22 protein-coding genes are annotated in these 23,479 nt (G+C 30.3%); all 22 read left to right on the top strand.

The window, feature by feature from the left end; all coding sequences use genetic code 11:
- The first annotated feature begins 6 nt into the window (after nt 1-6).
- The 22 genes from WN975_RS15885 (at nt 7) to WN975_RS15780 (ending at nt 23,476) form a co-directional block, all read left to right on the top strand.
- Nucleotides 7-1,014 (top strand): mannose-1-phosphate guanylyltransferase, encoded by a 1,008-nt coding sequence (locus WN975_RS15885; RefSeq protein ID WP_337967392.1) that lies wholly within the window; start codon nt 7-9, stop codon nt 1,012-1,014.
- 5 nt (nt 1,015-1,019) lie between these two features.
- Complete coding sequence (gene rfbB, locus WN975_RS15880; RefSeq protein ID WP_337967391.1) at nt 1,020-2,066, top strand: dTDP-glucose 4,6-dehydratase; 1,047 nt, start codon at nt 1,020-1,022, stop codon at nt 2,064-2,066.
- A 50-nt stretch (nt 2,067-2,116) separates the two neighbouring features.
- The gene (locus WN975_RS15875) at nt 2,117-4,552 is read left to right on the top strand and encodes an SLBB domain-containing protein (protein ID WP_337967390.1); all 2,436 of its coding nucleotides are present in this window, start codon (nt 2,117-2,119) and stop codon (nt 4,550-4,552) included.
- 8 nt (nt 4,553-4,560) lie between these two features.
- Nucleotides 4,561-5,637, top strand: coding sequence for a lipopolysaccharide biosynthesis protein (locus WN975_RS15870; RefSeq protein ID WP_337967389.1), 1,077 nt, complete (start codon nt 4,561-4,563; stop codon nt 5,635-5,637).
- Nucleotides 5,638-5,687: 50 nt separating this feature from the next.
- Complete coding sequence (gene wecB / locus WN975_RS15865) at nt 5,688-6,809, top strand: UDP-N-acetylglucosamine 2-epimerase (non-hydrolyzing) (RefSeq protein WP_337967388.1); 1,122 nt, start codon at nt 5,688-5,690, stop codon at nt 6,807-6,809.
- Between the two features lies 1 nt (nt 6,810).
- Nucleotides 6,811-8,208, top strand: a complete 1,398-nt coding sequence (locus WN975_RS15860; RefSeq protein WP_337967387.1) for a polysaccharide biosynthesis C-terminal domain-containing protein — start codon at nt 6,811-6,813, stop codon at nt 8,206-8,208.
- A 38-nt stretch (nt 8,209-8,246) separates the two neighbouring features.
- Complete coding sequence (locus tag WN975_RS15855) at nt 8,247-8,771, top strand: acyltransferase (RefSeq protein WP_337967386.1); 525 nt, start codon at nt 8,247-8,249, stop codon at nt 8,769-8,771.
- Nucleotides 8,772-8,884: 113 nt separating this feature from the next.
- Nucleotides 8,885-10,549, top strand: a complete 1,665-nt coding sequence (locus WN975_RS15850) for an FAD-dependent oxidoreductase (RefSeq protein ID WP_337967385.1) — start codon at nt 8,885-8,887, stop codon at nt 10,547-10,549.
- A gap of 8 nt (nt 10,550-10,557) precedes the next feature.
- The gene (locus WN975_RS15845) at nt 10,558-11,634 is read left to right on the top strand and encodes a polysaccharide pyruvyl transferase family protein (RefSeq protein WP_337967384.1); all 1,077 of its coding nucleotides are present in this window, start codon (nt 10,558-10,560) and stop codon (nt 11,632-11,634) included.
- A gap of 7 nt (nt 11,635-11,641) precedes the next feature.
- Nucleotides 11,642-12,670, top strand: coding sequence for a hypothetical protein (locus WN975_RS15840; protein WP_337967383.1), 1,029 nt, complete (start codon nt 11,642-11,644; stop codon nt 12,668-12,670).
- 40 nt (nt 12,671-12,710) lie between these two features.
- Nucleotides 12,711-13,559, top strand: coding sequence for a glycosyltransferase (locus WN975_RS15835; RefSeq protein ID WP_337967382.1), 849 nt, complete (start codon nt 12,711-12,713; stop codon nt 13,557-13,559).
- Complete coding sequence (locus WN975_RS15830) at nt 13,546-14,616, top strand: EpsG family protein (protein WP_337967381.1); 1,071 nt, start codon at nt 13,546-13,548, stop codon at nt 14,614-14,616. The genes WN975_RS15835 and WN975_RS15830 overlap by 14 nt, the downstream gene beginning before the upstream one ends.
- Before the next feature lie 10 nt (nt 14,617-14,626).
- Nucleotides 14,627-15,712 (top strand): right-handed parallel beta-helix repeat-containing protein, encoded by a 1,086-nt coding sequence (locus WN975_RS15825; protein ID WP_337967380.1) that lies wholly within the window; start codon nt 14,627-14,629, stop codon nt 15,710-15,712.
- Nucleotides 15,713-15,829: 117 nt separating this feature from the next.
- Nucleotides 15,830-16,981, top strand: coding sequence for a glycosyltransferase family 4 protein (locus tag WN975_RS15820; RefSeq protein WP_337967379.1), 1,152 nt, complete (start codon nt 15,830-15,832; stop codon nt 16,979-16,981).
- A complete protein-coding gene (locus WN975_RS15815; protein WP_337967378.1) occupies nt 16,974-17,576 on the top strand; it encodes a sugar transferase in 603 nt (200 codons plus the stop codon). Before WN975_RS15820 ends, WN975_RS15815 begins: the two co-directional genes overlap by 8 nt.
- A 2-nt stretch (nt 17,577-17,578) precedes the next feature.
- Nucleotides 17,579-18,586 (top strand): ketoacyl-ACP synthase III, encoded by a 1,008-nt coding sequence (locus tag WN975_RS15810; RefSeq protein ID WP_337967377.1) that lies wholly within the window; start codon nt 17,579-17,581, stop codon nt 18,584-18,586.
- A 4-nt stretch (nt 18,587-18,590) separates the two neighbouring features.
- Nucleotides 18,591-18,821, top strand: a complete 231-nt coding sequence (locus tag WN975_RS15805) for an acyl carrier protein (RefSeq protein WP_337967376.1) — start codon at nt 18,591-18,593, stop codon at nt 18,819-18,821.
- A 2-nt stretch (nt 18,822-18,823) separates the two neighbouring features.
- The gene (locus WN975_RS15800) at nt 18,824-19,876 is read left to right on the top strand and encodes a ketoacyl-ACP synthase III (RefSeq protein ID WP_337967375.1); all 1,053 of its coding nucleotides are present in this window, start codon (nt 18,824-18,826) and stop codon (nt 19,874-19,876) included.
- A gap of 6 nt (nt 19,877-19,882) precedes the next feature.
- Complete coding sequence (locus tag WN975_RS15795) at nt 19,883-20,956, top strand: SRPBCC family protein (RefSeq protein ID WP_337967374.1); 1,074 nt, start codon at nt 19,883-19,885, stop codon at nt 20,954-20,956.
- A complete protein-coding gene (locus WN975_RS15790; protein WP_337967373.1) occupies nt 20,953-21,690 on the top strand; it encodes an SDR family oxidoreductase in 738 nt (245 codons plus the stop codon). Before WN975_RS15795 ends, WN975_RS15790 begins: the two co-directional genes overlap by 4 nt.
- Entirely contained in the window at nt 21,668-22,315 is a 648-nt protein-coding gene (locus WN975_RS15785) for an acetyltransferase (protein ID WP_337967372.1), read from the top strand. Before WN975_RS15790 ends, WN975_RS15785 begins: the two co-directional genes overlap by 23 nt.
- Nucleotides 22,316-22,318: 3 nt before the next feature.
- On the top strand, nt 22,319-23,476 hold the full coding sequence (locus WN975_RS15780) for a DegT/DnrJ/EryC1/StrS family aminotransferase (RefSeq protein WP_337967371.1): 1,158 nt from the start codon (nt 22,319-22,321) through the stop codon (nt 23,474-23,476).
- The last annotated feature ends 3 nt before the right edge of the window (nt 23,477-23,479 follow it).

Here is a 23,479-nt window from a genome sequence, read left to right as displayed (position 1 = left end):
AAAAAAATGGAAACAAGTAATTCAATCATACATGTTATTTTGACTGGCGGAGTTGGTAGCAGATTATGGCCACTTTCGCGTAAAAGTCAACCTAAACAGTACCTAGAGATATTTGAAGGGAAATCTTTGTTTGAAATGACGGTTGATCGTAATAGTCATTTAGCAAATAAAGTTATGGTAGTTGGTAATGTAGATAATCATCATCTAAGTGGTAAAGTGATGAATAAGACCAAAACGTCTTACACGAATATTGTTGAGGCGACACCAAGAAATACTGCCGCTGCAATTGCTTTCGCTGCATTTGCCTCTGATCCGGAAGATATTTTAATTGTAACTCCATCGGATCATATTATTGGGAAAATGGAAGATTATGATAAAGCTATAAATGAAGCTATTTTAAAAGCAAAAGAAGGATTTATTGTAACTTTTGGGATTATTCCAACCAAGCCCGAAACTGGATATGGTTATATTGAATCGAAAGGAGACAAGGTTGTTTCATTTCGTGAAAAGCCAAATAAAACTACGGCTAAAGAGTTTATTTCAAGAGGTAATTTTTTATGGAATAGCGGAATGTTTTGTTTTAAAGCAGGAGTTTTACTTGATGAATTAAAACAATTTCAACCTGATGTATATGAAAAATCTAAAACAGTTTGGGAGTCAAGTAAAGAAGGTTTTCTGGATTTAGATTTGTCTTTTGAGATTCCATCAATTAGTATTGATTATGCTGTTATGGAGCGAAGTAAAAAAATCAAGGTAGTTCCTGCTTCATTTTCTTGGTCAGATCTGGGTTCGTTTGAGTCAGTTTATGATTATTTAGTCTTAAAAGGACATCCTATTGATAACAATGGAAATATGGTTATTGGTACGGAAAAACATACGACATTTTTAGGATTAAAAAATACTATTTTTGTCTACACAGATAGTGCAAATTTAATATTGCAGAAAGAAAACTCGCAGGACGTAAAAGATTTATATGGCGAACTGGAAAGACAAAATTCAGAATTATTAAATTAATGAAGATGAAAAAGATTCTTATTACTGGAGGTGCAGGTTTTATTGGATCACATGTAGTTAGACGGTTTGTAACTAAATATCCTCAATATCAAATTTATAATTTAGATGCCTTAACATATGCAGGGAATCTTGAAAATATTAAAGATATTAAAGATTATCCTAATTATACATTTATAAAAGGAGATATCACAGATGAAGCTTTTATAAATAATCTTTTTTCAATTCACCAATTTGAAGGTGTTCTACATTTAGCAGCTGAATCACATGTTGATCGTTCTATTGAAGATCCTTTAATATTTGTTAAGACAAATGTTATAGGAACAATGAATTTATTAAATGCAGCTAAAAATCAATGGAAAAGCAATTTTGAAGGTAGACGTTTTTATCATATAAGTACTGATGAAGTATATGGTTCATTAGGCACTGAAGGACTTTTTACTGAAACGACACCTTATGACCCAAATTCACCTTACTCTGCTTCAAAAGCAAGTTCTGATCATTTTGTAAGAGCTTATGGAGAAACTTACGGGTTGCCATATGTTTTGACTAATTGCTCGAATAATTATGGACCTTATCATTTTCCTGAAAAACTAATTCCACTTTTTATAAATAATATTATAAATAATAAGTCATTGCCAGTTTATGGAGATGGTAATTATACACGGGATTGGTTATTTGTAGAAGATCACGCTATTGCAATAGATTTAGTTTTTCACGAAGGAAAAAATCACGAAACTTATAATATTGGTGGTTTTAACGAATGGAAAAATATAGATCTTGTCAAACTACTCTGCGAAATCATGGATCAAAAACTAGGAAGAGACATTGGAACTTCTAAAAAACTAATAAGTTTTGTAAAAGATAGACCAGGACATGATTTGCGTTATGCCATTGATGCTTCAAAAATTAGCAAAGAATTAGGTTGGAAACCCTCTGTGACTTTTGAAGAAGGTTTAGAAAAAACGGTCAATTGGTATCTTAATAATAATAAGTGGCTCCAAAATATTACTTCAGGGGCTTACAAAGATTATTACCAAAAACAATACTCATAAATAAGTAAATTTCTATTTAAACCAAACTAAGGTTAAAATTATAAATCAATATGAAAAAAACAACTTACGTTTTTACTCTGTTTTTTATTTTATTACTCTCTTTAAATGTACATGCACAAGACATGTTTAAATCTAAAGATTTAAGTAGTATTAAAGTTGATTATTTATCTCAAGAAGATCTTGTTAAAATTGCTTCTCAATTAAAAAGCAATAATATGACTATAGATGACGCAGAACCTATAGCGCTTTCAAAAGGCATGAGTCAGGATGAGTTTGACAAGTTACGAGCTAAGTTGAAAGATATATCAAGTACATCCGGAAATGATAGTAAAGTTAATTCTTTAAAAAACAATAAATCTGAATTTGGAAGAAATCAGGAAAAAATTGTCAATGTTAAAGTAAAAGACTCAGCTAATGCCTTAATTTTTGGTTCTGAACTTTTTGATAATCCGAGTTTGAATTTTGAACCTGATTTGAAATTGGCAACACCAATGAATTATACTTTAGGACCTGGAGATGAATTGCAAGTTAGTGTATATGGAGTTCAAGAGTATAGCGCAAGTATACCAGTTAGTGTAGAAGGAAAGATTGTTATTGAAAATGTTGGGCAAATTTCAGTTTCAGGAATGTCGATCGAAGCTGCAACTCAAAAAATTAAAGCTGCAATTGCCAAAGTTTATAGTACAGTGAGATCTGGACAATCACAGGTTAGTATCAGTCTGACTCAAATAAGAACTATAAAAGTTACCATTGTTGGAGGAAAACAACCGGGGAATTATTCGATTTCTTCATTGGCGACAGTTTATAATGCTTTGCATTTGGCTGGAGGACCGGGGAAGAATGGAAGCTACCGAAATATAGAGTTAATTCGTAATAATAAAGTTTATAAAAAAATTGATATTTATAAATTTATAGTAAAAGGAGATCAATCTGATAATGTTAGTTTAAAAGATAACGACGTTGTTAGGATTCCTGCTTACAATGATAGGGTAACTGTTGAAGGAGAAGTTAAACGTCCTGGGATTTTTGAAATGAAACAAGGCGAGACGTTTACTGATTTATTAGGCTTTGCTTCAGGATTTAATGAATTTGCATATACAGCCTCAGTAAATGTCGTACAAAAGACAGGAAAAGAATTCAAAGTTCACGATATTAATGAAAGTGATTTTAATAATTACAATCCAAAATCAGGGGATGTTTTTAAGATTACCAAAATCTTAAACCGATTTGAAAATCGTATTAAAATTGAAGGTGCCGTTTTTAGACCAGATTACTATTCTTATAGTAATGAAATGAGAGTTTCAGATCTTATTACCAGAGCAGAAGGGCTTAAAGAGGACGCCTATACAAAAAGAGCAAGAATCATTCGTCTAAAATCTGATTTGACAACAGAAATTGTAAATGTAGATTTAAATGCTGCTATGTCAGGAGATTTAAACGCAGATGTAAAGTTAAAAAGAGAAGATATTGTAACTGTTTATTCTATTTTAGATTTTAGAGAAGAATATAAGGTAACGATTGACGGTGAGGTAAAAAAACCAGGAGTGTATGATTATTATGAAAATCTTACATTGAATGATTTAATTGTTGAAGTGGGTGGATTAACCGGTTCAGCATCTAAAAGGGTAGAAATCGCCAGAATGATAAAATCTGATGTAATAGTTGAGAATGATCCCAAACGTATTGAACTGGTAGAGCTTGAGATTACTGCAGAAAATAATGAGCAAATCAAAAATTTTATTTTAAAGCCTTTTGATGTGATTAACATTCGCAGAATAGCTGTTTATGAAAAACCAGAGATGGTAACAGTTAGTGGAGCTGTTGCATATCCGGGAAAATATGTTTTGGCAAATAAAAAAGAAAGCGTTTATAATATTGTAATGCGTGCAGGTGGTGTAACATCAATTGCTAATGTTGATGGTGTCAAAATTAAAAGGCCAATTAATCAAGATCAGATTGAAGAAATTGAAAGCGTAGATTTAAATTTGGCTAAAACTAAAACCGATACTGTAGGTTCAAACGATAAACTAGCAAAAAAATTAAAGGATGATTTAAAATTTGCAACGATTCCGGTTAATTGGGAAAAAATTGTAAAAGATAAAAATCACTATTCGAATGTTACTTTGTTTCCAGGTGATGAAATTACAGTAGCAACTTTTAATGAAGGTGTTAAAGTAACTGGAAATGTTTTGCTTACTTCGGAAATCCCTTACAGAAGCGGAAAAGGATTTAAATACTATATAAATTCTGTTGGTGGTGTCGATAATAAAGGATGGAAGAAAAAAGCTTATATTATATATCCAAATGGAAAAGCTTCTGTTACAGAGTCATTTCTGTTTTTTAGAGCCTATCCTAAAGTAACTCCAGGTTCTCAGATTGTGGTACCGGAAAAACCGGAAACCAAGAGAATGAGCACAGGAGAATGGGTTAGCATCGGCAGTGTTCTAACTAGTTTAGCATTATTAATTGTAACAGCTTTCAAATAGATCGTTTAATGGAGAATAAAACTATTGAAAATGACGAAATTTCGTTAAAAGAATTCCTTGAAACAATAAGAGAATGGTTTACTTATTTGCTTTCAAACTGGAAAATTATTTTAATAGCAGGGTTCGCTGGAGCTTTATTGGGCTTCATATATTCTGCTGTTAAAAAGCCAACATATATAGCAACATTGTCCTTTGCAATGGAAGATGAAAAATCTGGAGGAGGAGGATTAGGTGGTGCATTAGGTTTAGCAAGTACCCTTGGTTTGGACATTGGGGGTAGTGGAGGCAGTATTTTTACAGGAGCTAATTTGACAGAATTATTTAAATCTCGGACAATGGTTGAACAAACACTAATGAGTCCGGTTGAAGTAAGTGGGAAATCAATTTCATTAGCCGAAATGTATATACAAAATAATGAATGGAGAAAAAGTTGGGAGAATAATCCAAGATTTAAAAGTATACAATTCCTGCCAAATATGAAACGTCAGGATTTTACAAGAGTTCATGATAGTATTTTAGGTAAAATTTATGAAAATTTGTCCAAAGGAGATTTAAATGTTGATCAAAAAGACAAGAAAATCTCTATAATCAATATGCAGGTTTCATCAAAGAATGAATTGTTTGCCAAATATTTTTGCGAAGCTTTAGTAAGACAAGTGGGTAAATTTTACATCGATACTAAAAGTAAAAAGGCTCGTATTAATATGGATATTTTAGAGAGGCAAACCGACTCTATTCGTGGGGAACTTAATGGAGCTATTACTGGTGTTGCAGTTGCAAATGATAATACTTTTAATCTTAATCCCGCTTTAAATGTTAGAAGAACGCCATCAGCAAAAAGACAAGTAGATGTGCAGGCAAATATTGCAATTTTGACCGAATTAGTAAAACAGGCAGAACTGGCAAAAGTTACTTTGCGTAGAGAAACTCCATTAATTCAAGTAATTGACAGACCCATTTTACCGCTAAAGAAAGATCAATTAGGTAAGATGAAAGGGATGGTAATCGGCTCTTTTCTTTTCGTATTTATTTGTGCTATATTTTTTATCGTGAAAAAATATATTAAAGAAGCATTGAATAGTTAATTGATTTTCCTTGCCTTTTTATTTTAATTTAATGTTTGATAACTATTAATATGAAAATTAAGAATTTAATCATATTTGGAACTAGACCGGAAGCCATTAAAATGGCTCCTTTAGTAAAAGAATTTGAAAAAAATAAAAATGATTTTGAATCAAAAGTTTGTGTAACAGCACAACATCGTGAAATGTTAGATCAGGTGTTGGATTTTTTTGAAATTGTTCCTGATTATGACTTAAATTTAATGAAAGCTAATCAGGATTTGTTTTCTTTAACAGCAGATATTATTACTGAATTAAAAGCTGTTTTAGAAGATTTTAAGCCAGATTACGTTTATGTTCATGGAGATACAACCACAACTATGGCCGCAAGTATTGCGGCTTTTTATTCAGGAGCAAAAGTTTGCCATGTAGAAGCTGGATTACGTACATATGATAAGCGTTCACCGTTTCCTGAAGAAATTAATCGACAAGTTACTGGACGAATTGCTGATTTTCATTTTGCGCCTACAAATGCTTCAAAAGAAAACTTATTGGCCGAGAATGTTAGTCCGGATAGTATATTAGTTACAGGAAATACTGTAATTGATGCATTATTAGAAAGTGTAGTAATTGTTGACTCAATAGATAATCAGGAAATTGATTTTCTAAAGACAATCGTCGATTCATCTAAAAAACTAATCTTGGTAACCGGTCACCGACGTGAAAATCATGGAAAGGGATTTATAGATATTTGTGAAGCTTTAAGAGAAATTGCAATGCAGCATCCGGATGTTCAAATTGTCTATCCAGTACATTTAAATCCAAATGTAAAAAAACCTGTATACGAGATTTTATCAAATATTTCTAATATAAAATTAATTAGTCCTCTAGCTTATCCTGCGTTTGTTTGGTTAATGAAACAATCATATTTGATTATTACTGATTCTGGCGGAGTACAAGAAGAGGCACCTAGTTTAGGGAAACCTGTTTTAGTAATGAGAAATACCACAGAAAGACCAGAAGCTGTTGATGCAGGTACTGTAATTTTAGTTGGTACTGATAAAGAAAGAATAATTTCTGAAGCAAATGATTTATTACTAAATCTCGATCGCTATCAGCAAATGAGTGCTTTGCATAATCCATATGGAGATGGTAATGCATGCAAAAGAATAGTTGAATTCATACGCACAAATTAAAATGAGCGTAACCCCTTCTAATCGTCTTGGAAATAAACTTTTTCAAGAAACCTTAATTTACTCTGTAGGAAGTTTTGGATCGAAAGTCCTTTCTTTTTTACTTCTTCCTCTTTATACATTTTTTTTGACAAAAAAAGATTTAGGTGAGTACGATATATTTATAACAACAATCACATTATTTGTTCCTCTGGTTTCTTTACAGATATCTGACGCTGCTTATCGTTGGTTGATTGATAAAGATAAAGAAAACGAGTATCTAAAAAAACAAATAATCACTAATACGATGCTTGCATTTGGAGCAGGCTTTTTTTTGTTTTCGGTATTTCTGTTAATTTACTCTGAATTGGAAACGTTTAGATACAAAGGTTATTTTTTTTCTCTAATGTTTCTGAATTGCTTGTTACCAATATTACAAAGTATTTTAAGAGGAGAAGGACATACTAAAAAGTTTGCGGTTAATGGACTTTTAACTACATTTTTAGTAATTGTTTTTAATGTATTGTTTATATATGTATTGCACTTAAAAGTAGAAGGTATTTTGCTTGCAAATGTAATAGCATACACAGTCGCATGCTTGTTGATTTTATTTCAAATTAATATATTGAAGTATTTTTCTTTTCAAGCTTTAAATAAAGAATTATTGAAAGAAATGTGCCGTTATTCACTACCGCTTATTCCTAATTTGATGAGTTGGTGGGTAATAGGTTCCGCAAGTAAATTTATTATATTGCATTACTTAGGAGCAGAAGCAAACGGTGTCTATGCAATTTCTTCAAGATTTCCGTCCATTATTGTAATAGTAAATTCAATATTTGTTTTGCCTATTCAAGATGGGTTTCTTAAAAAGGATATCAAACTTGAAGATTTTAGTAAACTATTGGTTTATTTTTTCAAAATAGAATTTAGTATTATTGTGATCCTTATTGTCGGGGCACCTATTTACACAAAGTATATTGTTAATTCTGAATTTTATGAGTCTTGGAGATTTATGCCTTTTTTATATTTAGGAGTTGGGTTTAATACTTTGGCTGCATTAATAAGTCTTATTTATCAGAAAAGTAGAGCAACTGCAAAAATAACTTTAACAACAATACTTGGAGGTGCCATATCTATCGGTCTGTGTTTTTTATTAGTTCATAGATGGGGTTTATATGGGATATCAATTTCTTATTTTCTTGGCTTTTTTATAATATACTTGTTAAGATATTTTGATTTGAAAAAAGAGCTGAATCTTAAGATAAATATATTTTATTGTATAATTGCTTTAATTGCTATAATTGCATTGATTTTTTTAATGAATATTTTAAAATTTCAATACCAATTAATTTTATTTTTTATAGTGTCAGGTTTAATTGTATACCTCAATAAAAATTTAATGTTAAGATATTTAAAGAAATGATTATAGGGAAAGTTGTGATGTTTTTTAAATCCATCAAATTGAAACGATTATTAAAGAAGCTAAACAAAAGTGGTAGTAATAATAGTATCAGCTCTTCTATCGTAATTTATTATCCAGAGCGTGTGTCTTTAGGTAATTTTATTTATATCGGTCCCAATGCCGAAATTAATGGATTGGGAGGAGTTGAAATAATGAATGGTGTAATCATTGGACCAAATTTGGTTTTACACTCGGCAAATCATTCGTTTAAGGATTCTAAGTATATTCCATATGATGAAACTTTTGACTTTAGAAAAGTAACAATTGGAGAAAATGTTTGGATAGGCGGAAATGTAATAATAACTCCAGGCAGTAATATTGGTGAGGGTTGTATTGTGGGTGCCGGATGTGTAGTTTCAGGAACAATTCCTCCGCTTTCAATAGTTGTTGGTAATCCATGTAGAGTTATAAAAAGCAGAGATTCTGAGCATTATTATAGACTTAAAAAAGAAAATAAAATTTATCTGAAAGAAAAGTTGGAAAGAAAACTTCAACCCCAGATAAATCTTAATTATAATGAATGATCAGATCATTTTAATTTAGTTCTTTAGAAAAAGTACTAAATATAATGAATCTGATATAGACTAATTTTCTTAGAGAAAGAATTAAATAAATTTAACCGTTTTATTATTTTGAAATGTATTGTATAAAATTACGTTTGATTGCAGTTTTATTATTTTGTTCTTTTTTTCACTCGTCTTGCTCAAAAGATAATGACGATTTGGTGAATATAAAACCCATTTTACATTTTGATACTACTACGGGAGTAAAGGATATAGATGTAACTAAAGAATATGATGTGGTAGTGTATGGCGGAACAGTTTCCGGTATAATGGCTGCTGCCGAGGTTATAAAATCCGGAAAAAATGTTTTGCTTATTAAACCTTTAAATACTGCATTAGGTGGAATGACTGCGAATGGTCTTGGTGCCACAGATGTATTAAATAACAGTATATTAGGAGGGGCAACAAGAGATTTTTATAAATCCATAAAAGAGTATTACGGTAACTCTAATAGTTGGTTTGGTGGTAATCCAGGAGGATATGCAAGATATACGTATGATGGAGATATCATGATTTGGTTTGAACCCAAAGCAGCTCAGTATGTTTTGCGAGACTTCATTGTTAATAATGCTATTCCAATTTTACATAATCAAAGACTTGATTTAGATAAAGGAGTTACTAAAAATGACTTGAATGCTATTACTTCCATAACAATGGAATCGGGTCTGAAAATAAAAGGAAAAATGTTTATTGATGCTACCTATGAAGGAGATCTTATGGCAAAAGCAGGTGTTTCATATACTATTGGCAGAGAAAGTAATAGTCAATACAATGAACGAACCAGTGGTGTTCAAAGGATTGCAAATAGCAATAGAAATCAATTGCCGGACGGAATAAAACATTTTGGTACAGATTTTCCGTTAAACTTGCCTGGAAACGGAACAGGAGATAAAAAGATACAAGCATATTGTTATAGAATGTGTCTAACCAACGAAAGTCGAAATAGGATACAAATAGAAAAACCTGCTGATTATAATGAAGATGATTATAATATACTTTTCGAATATCTTAAAACCTATCAGGGAAATACTTTTTTTGATTTAGTACCAATGCCAAATTATAAAACGGATTCAAATAATTTTGGACCAGTTTCGACTGATTACGTGGGTAAAAATTACAAATATCCAGATGCAAATTATGCAGAAAGAGAAATGATAATTGCTGATCATAAACGCTATCAGATAGGACTTTTGTGGACTTTAGCAAATCACCCGAATGTTCCCGCCAGAATTCGTGATTTTTATAAAGAATGGGGATTACCAAAAGATGAATTTGTGGATAATGGTAATTGGCCAAATCAATTGTATATTAGAGAAGGACGTAGAATGATCAGTGAATACATTATGACAGAGAGAAATTGTACAGGTCAAATTGTTGCGGACCGACCAGTAGCATTGGGAGATTATGCAATGGATTCACATATAGTTCAACGTTACATAGATAATAACGGAAATATTAAGAATGAAGGTCAATTTATGGCCGGAACTCCTAAACCTTATCCAATTGATTATCGATCAATTGTACCCAAAAAAGCACAATGCACAAATCTATTTGTTCCTGTTTGTTTATCTGCATCACGAACTGCATATAGTTCCATTAGAATGGAACCTGTGTATATGTCTTTGGGACAAGCTGCCGGTGCAGCAGCAGTATTGGCTATAAATAACGGAACAACTGTGCAGGATTTGCCTTATGATGTTTTAAGAAGTGCATTGTTGGAGAAGAAGATGGTATTATAATAAAAAAGATGACAAGACTTACTATAAAAGGAGCTTACGGAGAAACTAATTTTGGAGATGATTTGTTAATGTGTGTGTTTGAAAACTACTTTTTAAAAGAGTTTGAGAATTTACAGTTAAATTTTGTAGGAGAAGAAAATAATTATGCCAATAAGCTTTTAATAAACAGTACCTATTTAAAACCTAATTTTCTACCCGATTGGGAAGTCTATGGAGGAGGAACTCAGTTTTTTGCTTTTCAAAGTAGTTACAATACAACTTTACTTCAAAAGATTGGTATAGCTGTTAGAAATCCCAAACTTGTTAAAAAAAAGCTAAGCAATATTTTTTCTAAAAACAATATAAATTCTAGTAAGATTGCATTTATAGGTTTTGGAATTGGTCCATTTTATGAAAATCAGGAAGCAATAGCTAATGCAAAAGAAAAAATTGCTAAGTCTGATTTTGTTGGAGTGAGAGATGAGATTTCATACCAATATTGCTCAGATTGGAATATTCCTGCAACCTTGGGAGCAGATGTTGTTTTTTCGTCTTATTTTGAAAAACCTAATTGTACTAAATCTGAAGGCTTTAACGGAAAAAAGAAAATTGGAATTATTGTTAGAGATTGGGACTGGGAAAAATCAGGAAATAATTATATCAACATTTTAATTGAATTTTATAAAACATATTCAGATGCAGAATTGCAATTCATTGTTTTTGCACCATCTAAAGACAAAGAATGGATTGGAAAACTAAAGAATGAGAACTTTTTAGTTTGGGATCCGGAAAAATATTCAATTGAATCATTTTTGGAAGAATTAAATGTATTTGACGGATTCATAACAGCCCGTTATCACGGAGCAATTATAGCTAGCTTATTAAACAAACCAGTTATTTGTGTTGAGATAGAACCAAAATTAAGAATCTTAACAGAGCAAGTCAAAGAAATCAAACTTTGGGAGAAACCCTTTGATATGCAGCATTTAGTTAAATTGGTTAATGAATTGAACTATGAAGTTGATTACGAAGCTTCTTTAAAAGAAAGAAGAACAAATGCTGATAATATGTTGTTAGAATTTAAAAAAATATTCGCCAAAAATTAATTATAAAATGAAAGCTTTTTTTTATCTGCCTAAAAGTGCCATGAATGAGGCAACAGAATACTATACGAGTTTAATCATAAATGCATTTCATGATTATGAAGTAGTTGTTTCTCAAGATCCATTTGTAGATGCAGATATTGATATTATTGTAACTATTCGTGGAGGAGATCAAAAAGCATTAAAATATAAAGAAAAAAAGAAAAAATATTTTTATATCAATTGGTTTCAAGGCATTGGACCTGAAGAGTATGAATTGTTACATAATTATACTTTAAAGTCTAAGATTGGAAAAATTTATCTAAGTTATTTGGAAAAAAAATGTTTAGAAAAAACAGATTTATGTCTGTTTGTTTCCAATGAAATGAAACGCTTTTATGAAAAGAAATATGCTTTAAATTTCAATGAAAAATCAATTATTATACCATGTTATAATAAGAAATTAGATGAAACTTCTTTTCTCTCCCCAAAAAAATATGAAAAACTCAGTTTCGTATATGCTGGAGCTTTATATGGCTGGCAATGTATTGAAGAAAGTCTCATAGTTTTTAAAAAAATCTACGAAAACAATCAATTAGCAACATTAACCTTGCTTACTGGACAAAAAAATGAAGCCGATGCGTTAATAAAGAAACATGATTTAAAAAATGTATCCGTTGGTTTTGTTAAACTAGAAGAGTTACAAGACGAATTAGTGAAATATAAATACGGGTTTTTATTAAGAAAAGACGATCCTATTAATAATGTTGCAACGCCAACAAAAATGAACTCTTATCTAGCGGCCGGTATTATTCCTGTATATACTGATGTTGTGAAGGATTTTGAAGAAAATATTGATTTAAAAGATTACTCAATTAAATGCAGATTAGAGGAGGAAGATTTACAAGAAATTGCTAATAAAATTATCGTTTTTGATAAAAAGAACATTTTTGTAGATGAAGTAAAAAATGTTTATAAACAGATTTTTGAAAAATATTACTCAGATGATAAATATATCACTTTGATTAGCGAAAAATTAAAAGATCTAAAGAAAAATTAAGGCTAAAACTCATTTTGAGCCCATTTACTATAAATAAAAAATGCTAGTTTCAATCGGAATTCCAATATATAATGCAGGTCAATATCTTAAACAAGCTATTGATTCTGTATTGCAACAATCCTTTAAAGATTTTGAGTTACTTTTAGTAAATGATGGCTCTATAGATGATTCTTTAGAAATTATGAAATCTTATAATGATCCCAGAATTAAAATTATTAATGATGGTGTCAATAAAGGGTTAATTTTTAGACTAAATGAGATGATTCATCTTTCTGAGGGTATTTATTTTGCCAGAATGGATGCTGATGATATAATGTTCCCGGATAGAATAGAAAGACAACTGAACGTATTAAAAAAGAATTCTGAAATTGATATTGTTTTTGGTGATGCTGTAAGTATTGATAAGGACAACCAAATTTTAGGATTTAAAAAATCAGTAGAAATAAAAAGTCAGGATGATATTCTCAAAGGAATTTGTCCTATACATCCAACAGTGATGGCAAAAAGAGAAGTGTTGTTAAAAAATCCATATAAAGAAGGCTTCATACAAATGGAAGATATGGAATTATGGTATCGCTTAATAACACAATATCGCTTTCAAAATTTGAATCAACCTTTGTTGTTTTATAGAGAAGACAGTAATAATAATTCTCAAAAACATTTAAAAATGATTAAAGGAAAAATCAAATTTGCTGATACATATCGCGCAACAAAAACACAAAAAGCAAAATTGATATTGGAATCTTATTTAAAATACCTTGTTTATGTTGCTTTAGAAAAAATTAAAAAGGAGCATGTTTTATTGAATAAGCGATTTCAGTATTTAACGTTATCTGAAAAAGTAAGTTTTGAAAAACAGCTAGATTCAATTATAGGTGCCAGAGTTTAATTTATTATATTGGGTCATATATGTAGCAGCATCGTTGCTTGCAATTTGGATGGCAATTACTATAGACTTGAAGAAAAAAAATTATCAAGGCGTATCTAATTGTATCGTATTTGTCCTATTGTTAGGTTATGTCTTTTTGTTTGGTATGCGCTCTGTAGATATTGGTACTGATACTGAAATGTATCATTGGCAGTATACCCATTATAAAGAGATAACTTACGGTACAGATGCTCCCATTGGATTAGTATTTAGAGTTTTGAATGTTTTTAGCGAAGACCCGCAAATTTTTTTATTTGTAATGAGTTTTTTATTTGTAACATTAAATTTTTACACTTTAAAGAAATATTCAAATTTTTACAGATCAAACTTTTTTCTTTCTGTTTTTTCCTTAATTAGTCTGTTTTTCTTTGAATCATTAGGGATAAATATTATAAGACAAGGTTTGTCGCTTGCTTTTTTTGTATTAGCGATTATTTCTCGTAATGTTTCGCCAAAAAAGAAATTTCGATGGATTTCATTTTTTATACTAGCGATATGTTTTCATTTTACAAGTCTTATACCGGTTTTCTTATACTTATTGGTTACTTACTTTAAGAAAATTCGATTGTTTTATTATTATTGTTTATATTTAATTTCGGTTGTTTTAGCGGCAGGAAGTATCAGCGTTTTATCGTTTAAAGATTATTTTATTGGATTTTTGTTGCTTGACGAAAGAAGAGGAGGATATTTAGAAGGAAATGATTCTGCATATTCTGTTGGATTCAAACCACAATTTGTTGCATTTAACACGATATTTTTAATTATATTTATATACTTGAATAAGCTTGAAAAGAATGATTTTTATGAAAATTTATTGAAGTATTACATTCTTATCAGTGCAGTGTTTTATATGATGTTCCAAATTCCTTATTCTGATCGCTGGGGCGTAATGTCTTGGTGTGTTATACCGTTCTTGCTTGCACCGATGTTTAAAGTTTATCAAAATAGAAAAAGTTTTAAAGCCACTTTTTCTGTACTGTTTTTAGTGTTTATTTTTATTTTTTTCCAAACTAGATAATTCCAAACTTATGAAAACTACTGCTTTTTTTAAAACATTATTTCTATGTTTAGTTGTGTCTCAGTTGTCGAATGCTCAGAGCTACGATTATATATCTGCACCAAAACAACTTGTAAGTATGTATTACAAAGGTTATTCTAATTATACTTTCCCAAAAGATAGTTATAACCTTGAGAAAAGTCTGCCAGGGAGTCCTAATAAGAACGCAACGGTAGATTATACACAAAAACTTCAAGATGCTATTAATAAATATCCTGTAGTTATAATGCCTAATTTTCCTGTTTTAATAAATAGTAGTGGGCTTATGATTCCTTCAAATAGAATAATCTATTTTAATAAGTATTCAAAGGTTATGTTCAAAGGTCCGGCAAAAGGTAGGTTGAATGATATCATAAAAGTTTATAATGCTTCCAATGTTAAAATTTACAATGCAAATATTGTTGGTAGCAGAAAAGAAAAAAGTGACCAAGCTGGAGAATGGAGTGCCGGTATTTGCATTCTTAATAGTGCAAATGTTGAAGTTTATAATTTTCAAATAAAAGATACTTGGGGAGATGGCGTTTTTGTAGGTTCAGAAGATGGAAAAGTAAGCTCGAATATTGTTGTTAAAAATGGATGGATAGATTATGCGCGAAGAGATGGTATATCAATTACTTCGGCAAATAATTTACATATAGATTCTGTTTTTATTTCCAATACTTACGGAACACTTCCTATGAACGGTATTCAAATTGAGCCTAGTTTGTATAACGAAACTCTTAAAGATGTTAATTTAAGTAATATTTATACTTTTAATAATCCAGGTGGATTAGGCATTAATTTACAAGCTTTTTCGATTAAAAATAATCCACAAAAACAAGTAAGTATTACGATGCAAAATTATACAGATGATGGATCTAATTATTCTTTTGGTACATCCATTAATGATGATAATTCAATTCAAAATCCAGCAGGAACAATTACGATCACTAATGCAGTATGGAAAAATCCTAAAAAAGATTTTTATTGGAGAAATTCAAGTAAATATAATGTGAATATTGTTTTCGATAAAATAAAGAAATATAAAAATAACAAGTTAATCAATACAGAAAATTAGGTTTTCCGTTAAGGCTATTCATAATTTAATAGTTATAGATACAAAGTAATGAAGAAATGAAGTTGTTTAGTTATTAAACAATATAGTTAAAATGATTAATGAAGGTTGAATTACAAAATGAATAAAATTATCCGGTTGTCAACCGTTCCAATATCACTGAATGTTTTATTAAAAGGACAGTTGAAATTTTTAAATGAGCATTATAATATTATAGCTGTTTCAGGAAAAGATGTTAGTTTAGATGAAGTTGCCAGTAGAGAAGGTGTTGAAATTTTTCCTATCGAAATGGAGAGAAAAATTTCACCAATAAAAGATTTCGTTTCTTTAGTTAAATTATATTTTTATTTTAAAAAAGAACGTCCGCTCATAGTACATTCAATTACCCCAAAAGCTGGATTATTAAGTATGACAGCAGCAAAATTTGCGGGTGTTCCAATTCGTATCCATACTTTTACCGGATTGATATTTCCCTCAAAGCAGGGATTATTTCAAAAAATACTTATTTTGATGGATAAACTATTATGCCTCTGCGCAACTAATATTTATCCAGAGGGACAAGGAGTTAAAGATGATTTAATAAGTTATAAAATTACGCAAAAGCCTCTGAAGGTTATTGGTAATGGAAACGTTAATGGAATAGATAAAAATTATTTTAATCCTGAATTGTATAACTTAGAAGATATAACCCAGGAAAGAAAAAAGTTAGGTATCGCAGAAAATGACTTTGTTTTTGTTTTTGTAGGGCGTTTAGTTAAAGACAAAGGAATTAATGAACTAATAAATGCATTTTCTAAATTTCAATATAATTACAAGAATGCAAAACTATTATTAGTTGGTCCATTCGAGGACGATTTAGATCCTCTGGATGTCGAAACTGTAAAAACAATAAAAGAATCTGAAAATATTATTAGCGTTGGTTTTCAAATTGATGTTAGGCCTTACTATGCAATGGCCGATGCATTGATTTTTCCTAGTTATAGAGAAGGATTTCCTAATGTTGTTATGCAGGCGGGAGCTATGGGATTACCAAGTATTGTTACAGATATTAATGGTTGTAACGAAATTATCATAGAAAACGAAAACGGAATGATTATTCCTGTGAAAGATTCAGTCGCTATTTATGATGCGATGGAAAAAATGTTAACCGATAAAGAATTTAGTAATAGTCTCAGAATTAATGCACGATTAAGTATTATTTCTCGTTATGAACAACAGTTAGTTTGGGACGCTATTTTATCAGAATATAAAAGTTTAGAAAAAAATGTATAGTATTTATTTGAAAAGAGTAATTGATTTTATTTGCGCTCTATTGGGATTGTTATTCTTGAGTCCGCTTTTTATATTTGTTACTATTTGTTTATTTATTGCTAATCAAGGAAAACCTTTTTTTATTCAAAGGCGTCCAGGGAAAAATGGAAAAATATTCAAAATCGTAAAATTTAAAACGATGACGGATAAGAAGGATGCAAATGGAAACCTTCTATCTGATGCCGAAAGGTTGACAAAAGTTGGTTCATTTGTTAGAAAAACTTCTTTGGATGAAATTCCACAATTAATGAATGTATTAATTGGAGATATGAGCTTGATAGGTCCAAGACCACTTTTACCGGAATATTTACCTTTGTATAGTGATTTTCAGAAAACAAGACATGATGTCAAGCCGGGAATTACCGGATGGGCTCAAGTAAATGGGAGGAATGCTATTAGTTGGGAAGATAAATTCATTTTTGATGTTTATTATGTGAAGAATATTACATTTATATTGGATTTAAAAATTGTATTTTTGACTATTATCAAGGTTTTTAAGTCAGAAGGAATAAGTGCAGATAATACAGCAACAACAGAATCATTTAAAGGGAGTTAATTATGGGTATGATTATTAAGGCAATCGAATATGTATATGCTGAAAATAAAATCACTAATAAAGATTTAGAAGAAACATTTCCAGATTATGATTTTTCAAAATTTGAAGAAAAAGTCGGGATAAAAAATAGATATTGGGTTAGTGAAAATGAGACAGCTTTTGATCTGGCATTAAAAGCATGTGAGAAACTTTTCCAGAACTACGACAGACAAGAAATAGATTATATTTTGTATTGTACACAAAGTCCAGAATATTTTTTACCTACTACAGCTTGTATTCTACAAGATAAATTAGGAATGAAAAAAAATATAGGAGCATTAGACTTTAATCTTGGTTGTTCAGGATATACTTATGGAGTTAGTCTGGCCAAAGGATTAATTAGTTCCGGGCAAGTAAAAAATGTATTATTGGTAACTGCGGAGACTTACTCTAAATATCTTCATCCACAAGATAGATCAAATAGATCAATTTTTGGAGATGCCGCAACCGCAACTTTAATTTCGTATTCTGAAGAAGAGGATGGAATTGGAGATTTTTTATTTGGTACAGACGGTTCAGGTTTTGACAAGTTAATTGTTAAAAACGGATGTAGTAGGTTTCCATATGATTCAAATGCTCCGGAAATTATTTACGGAACAGATAATACATATTCGGATAATCATCTATATATGAATGGTCCCGATGTATTTAATTTCACAAATGAGGTTATACCTAATTTCACAAAAGAAATTCTTGAATTGAATAATCTTGATATTGACAAAATTGATCAGTTTGTTTTTCATCAGGCAAATGCATATATGCTAAATTTTATGCGTAAAAGATTGAAGATTTCAAGCGATAATTTTTTTATTGATTTGGAAGATGGAGGAAATACAGTTTCTTGTACGATACCAATTGCATTAAAAAAGTATAGCGAACAAATCAGTAAAGAATCTACAATAATTATTGTTGGATTTGGAGTTGGTCTTTCTTGGTCAGGAGGACTTATTAAAATAAAAAATAAATTGTAATATTATGAAAAAGAATGATTTTATTTCAGGTTTAGCTGAAGAATTAGAAATCGAAACTACTCTGGAAACTACTACAAATCTTAAAGATTTAGACGAATGGGATTCGATGGCAGCAATGGTTTTAATTGGATATGTATCTAACGAATTTGGAGTTACTTTGAATGCTGATGATTTGAAAGATATTACTACAATTGAATCATTGATTGAGAGAATAGGATCAGATAAATTTAATTAATTATGTTTCAGGAATTTCAAGGTGTAGAAATTGAAGCAATTAGTGCTTGTGTTCCTAAAAGAAAAATTCTAAATGATTCTTTTGGAGAACTATTTTCTCCAAAAGAATTTAGAGTTTTTGAAAAAACTGTAGGTATCTTAGAGAGACGTTGGGCAGAAGAAGATGTTACAGCATCAGATTTAGGTCTTTCTGCTGCGTTAGATCTAATAGACAAATACAACGTTAATAAAGATGATATTGAATGTTTGATTTTTTTAAGTCAAACGCCAGACTATAAAATTCCATTTACATCTAATATTCTACAGCATAAACTTAATTTAAAAAGAGAAATTTTATGTTTAGATATTAATGCAGGTTGCGCAGGATTTATTCAAGGATTGAGTACTGCATTTTCTATAGCAAAGTCATTACAAAAAGGGAAAGTGCTTTTTATAGTAGCAGAAACTCTTTCAAAAATACTTTCAATCGAAGATAGAAGTACTGCGATGTTATTTGGAGATGGAGCAGCAGCTGTTTTAATCAATTCAGAACAATCGAAAGAAGATAAGACATATTTTAATTTCTTTTCTGATGGTCAAAATGCTAGTGCAATTCAAATTCCAGATGGAGGATATCGAAATGGTATTACAGCTAAAAGTCTCGAAATTGAAAGTGATGAGTCAGGAAATAGAAAAAATAGTCTTCATCTTTCTATGGATGGTCCTAAAGTTTTTGATTTTACACTTAGAGAAATTTCCAATAGCATTATTGATTTACTGGAAAAAATTGATGTCAAAAAAGAAGACATTGATTATTATCTTTTGCACCAATCAAATCAATTTATTATAAAACAAATAGCTTCACAATTAAAAGTGGACCAGGAAAAAATGCTTTTGAATATTAGTAAATTTGGGAATACTAGCGGTGTTTCAATTCCACTTTTGATATGTTCTAATAAACAGTTATTAAATAATTCGCAAAATGTATTATTGAGCGGATATGGTTCCGGATTAAATTGGGGGAACTTATTTATCAACTTGTCTAAAACGAAAATTTTCGATATAATAGAAATATAATTGCCCATGAAAGCTTTAATAAAGCCAAAAGAATATTTTAAAAAAGAAATTTTTGAACAAGAAAAAAAAGAGCTGTTTTCTGAAATCTGGAATTTTATAGGTTTTACCTCGGATTTTGCAGAAGTAAATGATTTTGTGGTGTCTGATATTTCTGGAATATCTGTTGTTGTACAAAATTTGAAAGGTAAGATTAGAGCGTTTAAAAATGTTTGTTCACATAGACATTCAATTATTCAAACTTCTGCGAAAGGAAACAGACCTTTAATGTGTCCTTATCATGGATGGGCTTACAATGATAAAGGAATTCCATTTGGAATACCAAAAAAACCTTTGTTCAGTTTTACAAAAGAAGAATTAGAATGCCTTAAACTAGAAGAGTATTCTGTAGATATTTGTGGAACTTTAGTGTTTTTAAAAGTAAAAAACGATGAAATTACACTTCAGGATTATTTAGGTGATTTTTATAGTGAAGTGGAAAATATGTCCAATAATTTTGGAAAACTGATTGATGTAAATGAGATTGAAATTGCTTGCAATTGGAAAATTGTTGTCGAAAATACATTAGAAAGTTACCATGTTGCTTTAATACATTCAGAAACATTTCAAAAACTAGGAGCTGATGGATTGGATTTTTCTTTTTCAAAAAATCATTCAATGTGGGATGCTGAGGTTTTAATGAAAGAAAATGAAGGTAAACAAGCAAAAGTGCATAAACCATTTCAAGAAAGAAATTATGTAATTGACGGATACAGACATTTAATTGTTTTTCCAAATATTTTAATTTCTTCTACTTATGGAATTTCGTTTAATCTATCGCAAATTATTCCAATATCAGAAGATAAGACATTATTTAAAAGTTTTGTTTTTATTACAAAAAAGGAAAACAATAATAATGGTGTTTTAGAAAAAATTTATGAAGATAGTTTGGTAGACTTTAATCGTAAAGTATTTGATGAAGACAAAGCTATTTGTCAAGAAGTGCAAAAAGGTGTGAAATTTTCTTCTTATGATGGGGAATTAAGCCAAGAAGAAGAGAGAGTTCTTTCTTTTCAACAAGAATACAAAAAATACGTAAAATGATACAAGATAAAAAAATATTAGTTACTGGAGCTACTTCTGGTATAGGTTTGGCGCTATGTAATTTTTTATTAAATAATAAATGTACTGTACTTGCTGTTGGTAGAGACAAAAGTAAAATTGAAAATCTTATTGCAAGTTCAAATGATGCACTAAAATTTTTATCTCTGGATTTAACAGATTATCAAAGTTATCCTAAAATATTTGATGAAACATTAGCAGGAGAAAAATTTGATGGTTTTGTTCATTGCGCTGGTATTGAAGAAACTTTGCCATTGACAATGTATAATCCTGAAAACGTAAAAAAGATATTTGAAATAAATGTTTTTAGTGGAATTGAATTACTGAGACATTTTTCAAAGAAAAAATATTCAAATGACGGATCAAGTGTTGTTTTTTTATCTTCTGTAATGGGAGATTTGGGACAGCCGGGAAAAATAGGATATTGTGCTACTAAATCAGCTGTTTTAGGAGTTGTAAAGTCATCGGCTTTAGAACTTGCTAAAAGAAAATTTAGAGTAAATGCAATATCTCCGGGAGTTGTAAACACTCCAATGACTCAAAAATTATTTTCGCAAATTGAAGACGAGAATATTGAAAGAATTAAAGAAATGCATCCGTTGGGTATTGGTGAAGTAGAAGATGTTGTGCCAATGATAACATTTTTATTATCAGATTTTAGTAAATGGATAACAGGACAAAATATAAAAATTGATGGTGGGTACTCAGTACAATAATTTAGAAGTCATAGTTTTAGGTGCAGGAGGTTTAGCGAGGGAAATTGTAAGCTGGATTAATACATCTGATGAAAATAAAATAACGATTGTAGGTTTTATGGATGAAAATCCAGAAGCCTTAAATGGTTATGAGATAAATGAAAAACTTCTTGGGAAAATTGACTTAAATAATATAGAGAAGAATCAATCTGTTATTTGTGCAATTGCAGATGTAAATGTTAAAGAACAATTATATAGTGAATTAGTTCAAAATAATATTTCAATCTTTTCTTATGTTCATCAATCTTGTTTTATTGGTGAACGAACAAACTATGGTAAAGGGTTAGTTTTGCTTCCTTATGCAATTATATCTTGTGATTCAAAAATTGGAAATTTTGTTTTCATAAATAACGGTTCTCAAATTGGTCACGATGTTACTATTGGTGATTTTACAAGTATAATGGCAAATGTAGATATAGGCGGTGGTGCTGTTATAGGAAATAATGTTTTTATTGGATCAAACGCTGTAATTCTTCCAGGTGTTAAAATTCCTGATAATACAAGAATTGGTGCGGGATCAGTAGTTTTAAAATCAATAAAAAAAGAAGGAACCTATTTTGGAAATCCTGCAAAAAAAATATTTTAAATAATGAACAATTCAAAAATATGGCTTTCTTCTCCACATATGGGAGGAAACGAACAAAAATATGTACAAGAAGCTTTTGATACAAATTGGGTAGCGCCATTAGGCCCAAATGTTAATGGTTTTGAAGATGATTTAGAAAAATACTTAAATGAAGGCGTTCAAATAGGAGCTTTAAGTTCTGGGACAGCAGCTATTCATTTAGGATTAATTTTATTAGGAGTTGAAGCTGGTGACGAAGTAATTTGTCAGAGTATGACATTCTCGGCTTCAGCAAATCCTATTATGTACCAAGGCGCAACGCCTGTTTTTATTGATAGTGAATCAGAAACATGGAATATGTGTCCAGTTTCTTTAGAAAAAGCAATTGTAGATAGAATTTCAAATGGAAGAAAGCCAAAAGCGATAATTGCTGTTCATCTTTATGGTATGCCTTATAAAGTTGAAGAAATACATGCAGTTGCGGCTAAGTATGATATTCCTGTTTTAGAAGATAGTGCGGAAGCTTTAGGAAGTCATTATAAAAATAAAAAATGTGGAACATTTGGAGAAATTGCAGCACTTTCTTTTAATGGAAATAAAATTATTACCACATCTGGAGGAGGAGCAATTGTAACACAAAATAAAGAAACAAAAGATAAAGCTGTTTTTCTTTCAACTCAAGCAAGAGATAATGCGCCACATTATCAACATAGTGAAGTTGGTTTTAATTACAGAATGAGTAATATTTGTGCTGGTATTGGAAGAGGACAAATGGAAGTTTTAGATACACATATTCAGTTAAGAAGAAAAATGCATCAGTTTTATGCAGATTATTTCGCAAATATTGATGGTGTAACTATTTTGAAAGAAATTGATAACAATTATTATTCTAATCATTGGCTATCAGCGATAACTATCGATCCTGAAAAAACGGGAGGAAAAACTCGTGAAGATTTAAGAAAGGCTCTTGAAATTGATAATATTGAAAGCCGTCCATTATGGAAACCAATGCATTTACAGCCAATTTTTGAAAAATACCCTTACTATGGTGAAAAAATCTCAGAGACTTTATTTCAAGATGGACTGTGTCTGCCTTCAGGTTCAAATTTGACAGATGAAGACAGGTCAAGAATAAAAGAAGCTTTGGATGTTTTTTTTAATAAAAAACAATCAAAAAACTAACAG

The organism is uncultured Flavobacterium sp. (genome assembly GCF_951805225.1).
In the GTDB taxonomy this organism is placed as follows: Bacteria; Bacteroidota; Bacteroidia; order Flavobacteriales; family Flavobacteriaceae; genus Flavobacterium.
This window is presented reverse-complemented; position numbering and strand designations above follow the sequence as displayed.

Coding starts and splice junctions, on each gene's coding strand:
- WN975_RS15885 (WP_337967392.1), top strand. CDS start 7: ATGGAAACAAGTAATTCAATCATACATGTTATTTTGACTGGCGGAGTT.
- rfbB (WP_337967391.1), top strand. CDS start 1,020: ATGAAAAAGATTCTTATTACTGGAGGTGCAGGTTTTATTGGATCACAT.
- WN975_RS15875 (WP_337967390.1), top strand. CDS start 2,117: ATGAAAAAAACAACTTACGTTTTTACTCTGTTTTTTATTTTATTACTC.
- WN975_RS15870 (WP_337967389.1), top strand. CDS start 4,561: ATGGAGAATAAAACTATTGAAAATGACGAAATTTCGTTAAAAGAATTC.
- wecB (WP_337967388.1), top strand. CDS start 5,688: ATGAAAATTAAGAATTTAATCATATTTGGAACTAGACCGGAAGCCATT.
- WN975_RS15860 (WP_337967387.1), top strand. CDS start 6,811: ATGAGCGTAACCCCTTCTAATCGTCTTGGAAATAAACTTTTTCAAGAA.
- WN975_RS15850 (WP_337967385.1), top strand. CDS start 8,885: ATGTATTGTATAAAATTACGTTTGATTGCAGTTTTATTATTTTGTTCT.
- WN975_RS15845 (WP_337967384.1), top strand. CDS start 10,558: ATGACAAGACTTACTATAAAAGGAGCTTACGGAGAAACTAATTTTGGA.
- WN975_RS15840 (WP_337967383.1), top strand. CDS start 11,642: ATGAAAGCTTTTTTTTATCTGCCTAAAAGTGCCATGAATGAGGCAACA.
- WN975_RS15835 (WP_337967382.1), top strand. CDS start 12,711: ATGCTAGTTTCAATCGGAATTCCAATATATAATGCAGGTCAATATCTT.
- WN975_RS15825 (WP_337967380.1), top strand. CDS start 14,627: ATGAAAACTACTGCTTTTTTTAAAACATTATTTCTATGTTTAGTTGTG.
- WN975_RS15820 (WP_337967379.1), top strand. CDS start 15,830: ATGAATAAAATTATCCGGTTGTCAACCGTTCCAATATCACTGAATGTT.
- WN975_RS15815 (WP_337967378.1), top strand. CDS start 16,974: ATGTATAGTATTTATTTGAAAAGAGTAATTGATTTTATTTGCGCTCTA.
- WN975_RS15810 (WP_337967377.1), top strand. CDS start 17,579: ATGGGTATGATTATTAAGGCAATCGAATATGTATATGCTGAAAATAAA.
- WN975_RS15805 (WP_337967376.1), top strand. CDS start 18,591: ATGAAAAAGAATGATTTTATTTCAGGTTTAGCTGAAGAATTAGAAATC.
- WN975_RS15800 (WP_337967375.1), top strand. CDS start 18,824: ATGTTTCAGGAATTTCAAGGTGTAGAAATTGAAGCAATTAGTGCTTGT.
- WN975_RS15795 (WP_337967374.1), top strand. CDS start 19,883: ATGAAAGCTTTAATAAAGCCAAAAGAATATTTTAAAAAAGAAATTTTT.
- WN975_RS15790 (WP_337967373.1), top strand. CDS start 20,953: ATGATACAAGATAAAAAAATATTAGTTACTGGAGCTACTTCTGGTATA.
- WN975_RS15785 (WP_337967372.1), top strand. CDS start 21,668: ATGGTGGGTACTCAGTACAATAATTTAGAAGTCATAGTTTTAGGTGCA.
- WN975_RS15780 (WP_337967371.1), top strand. CDS start 22,319: ATGAACAATTCAAAAATATGGCTTTCTTCTCCACATATGGGAGGAAAC.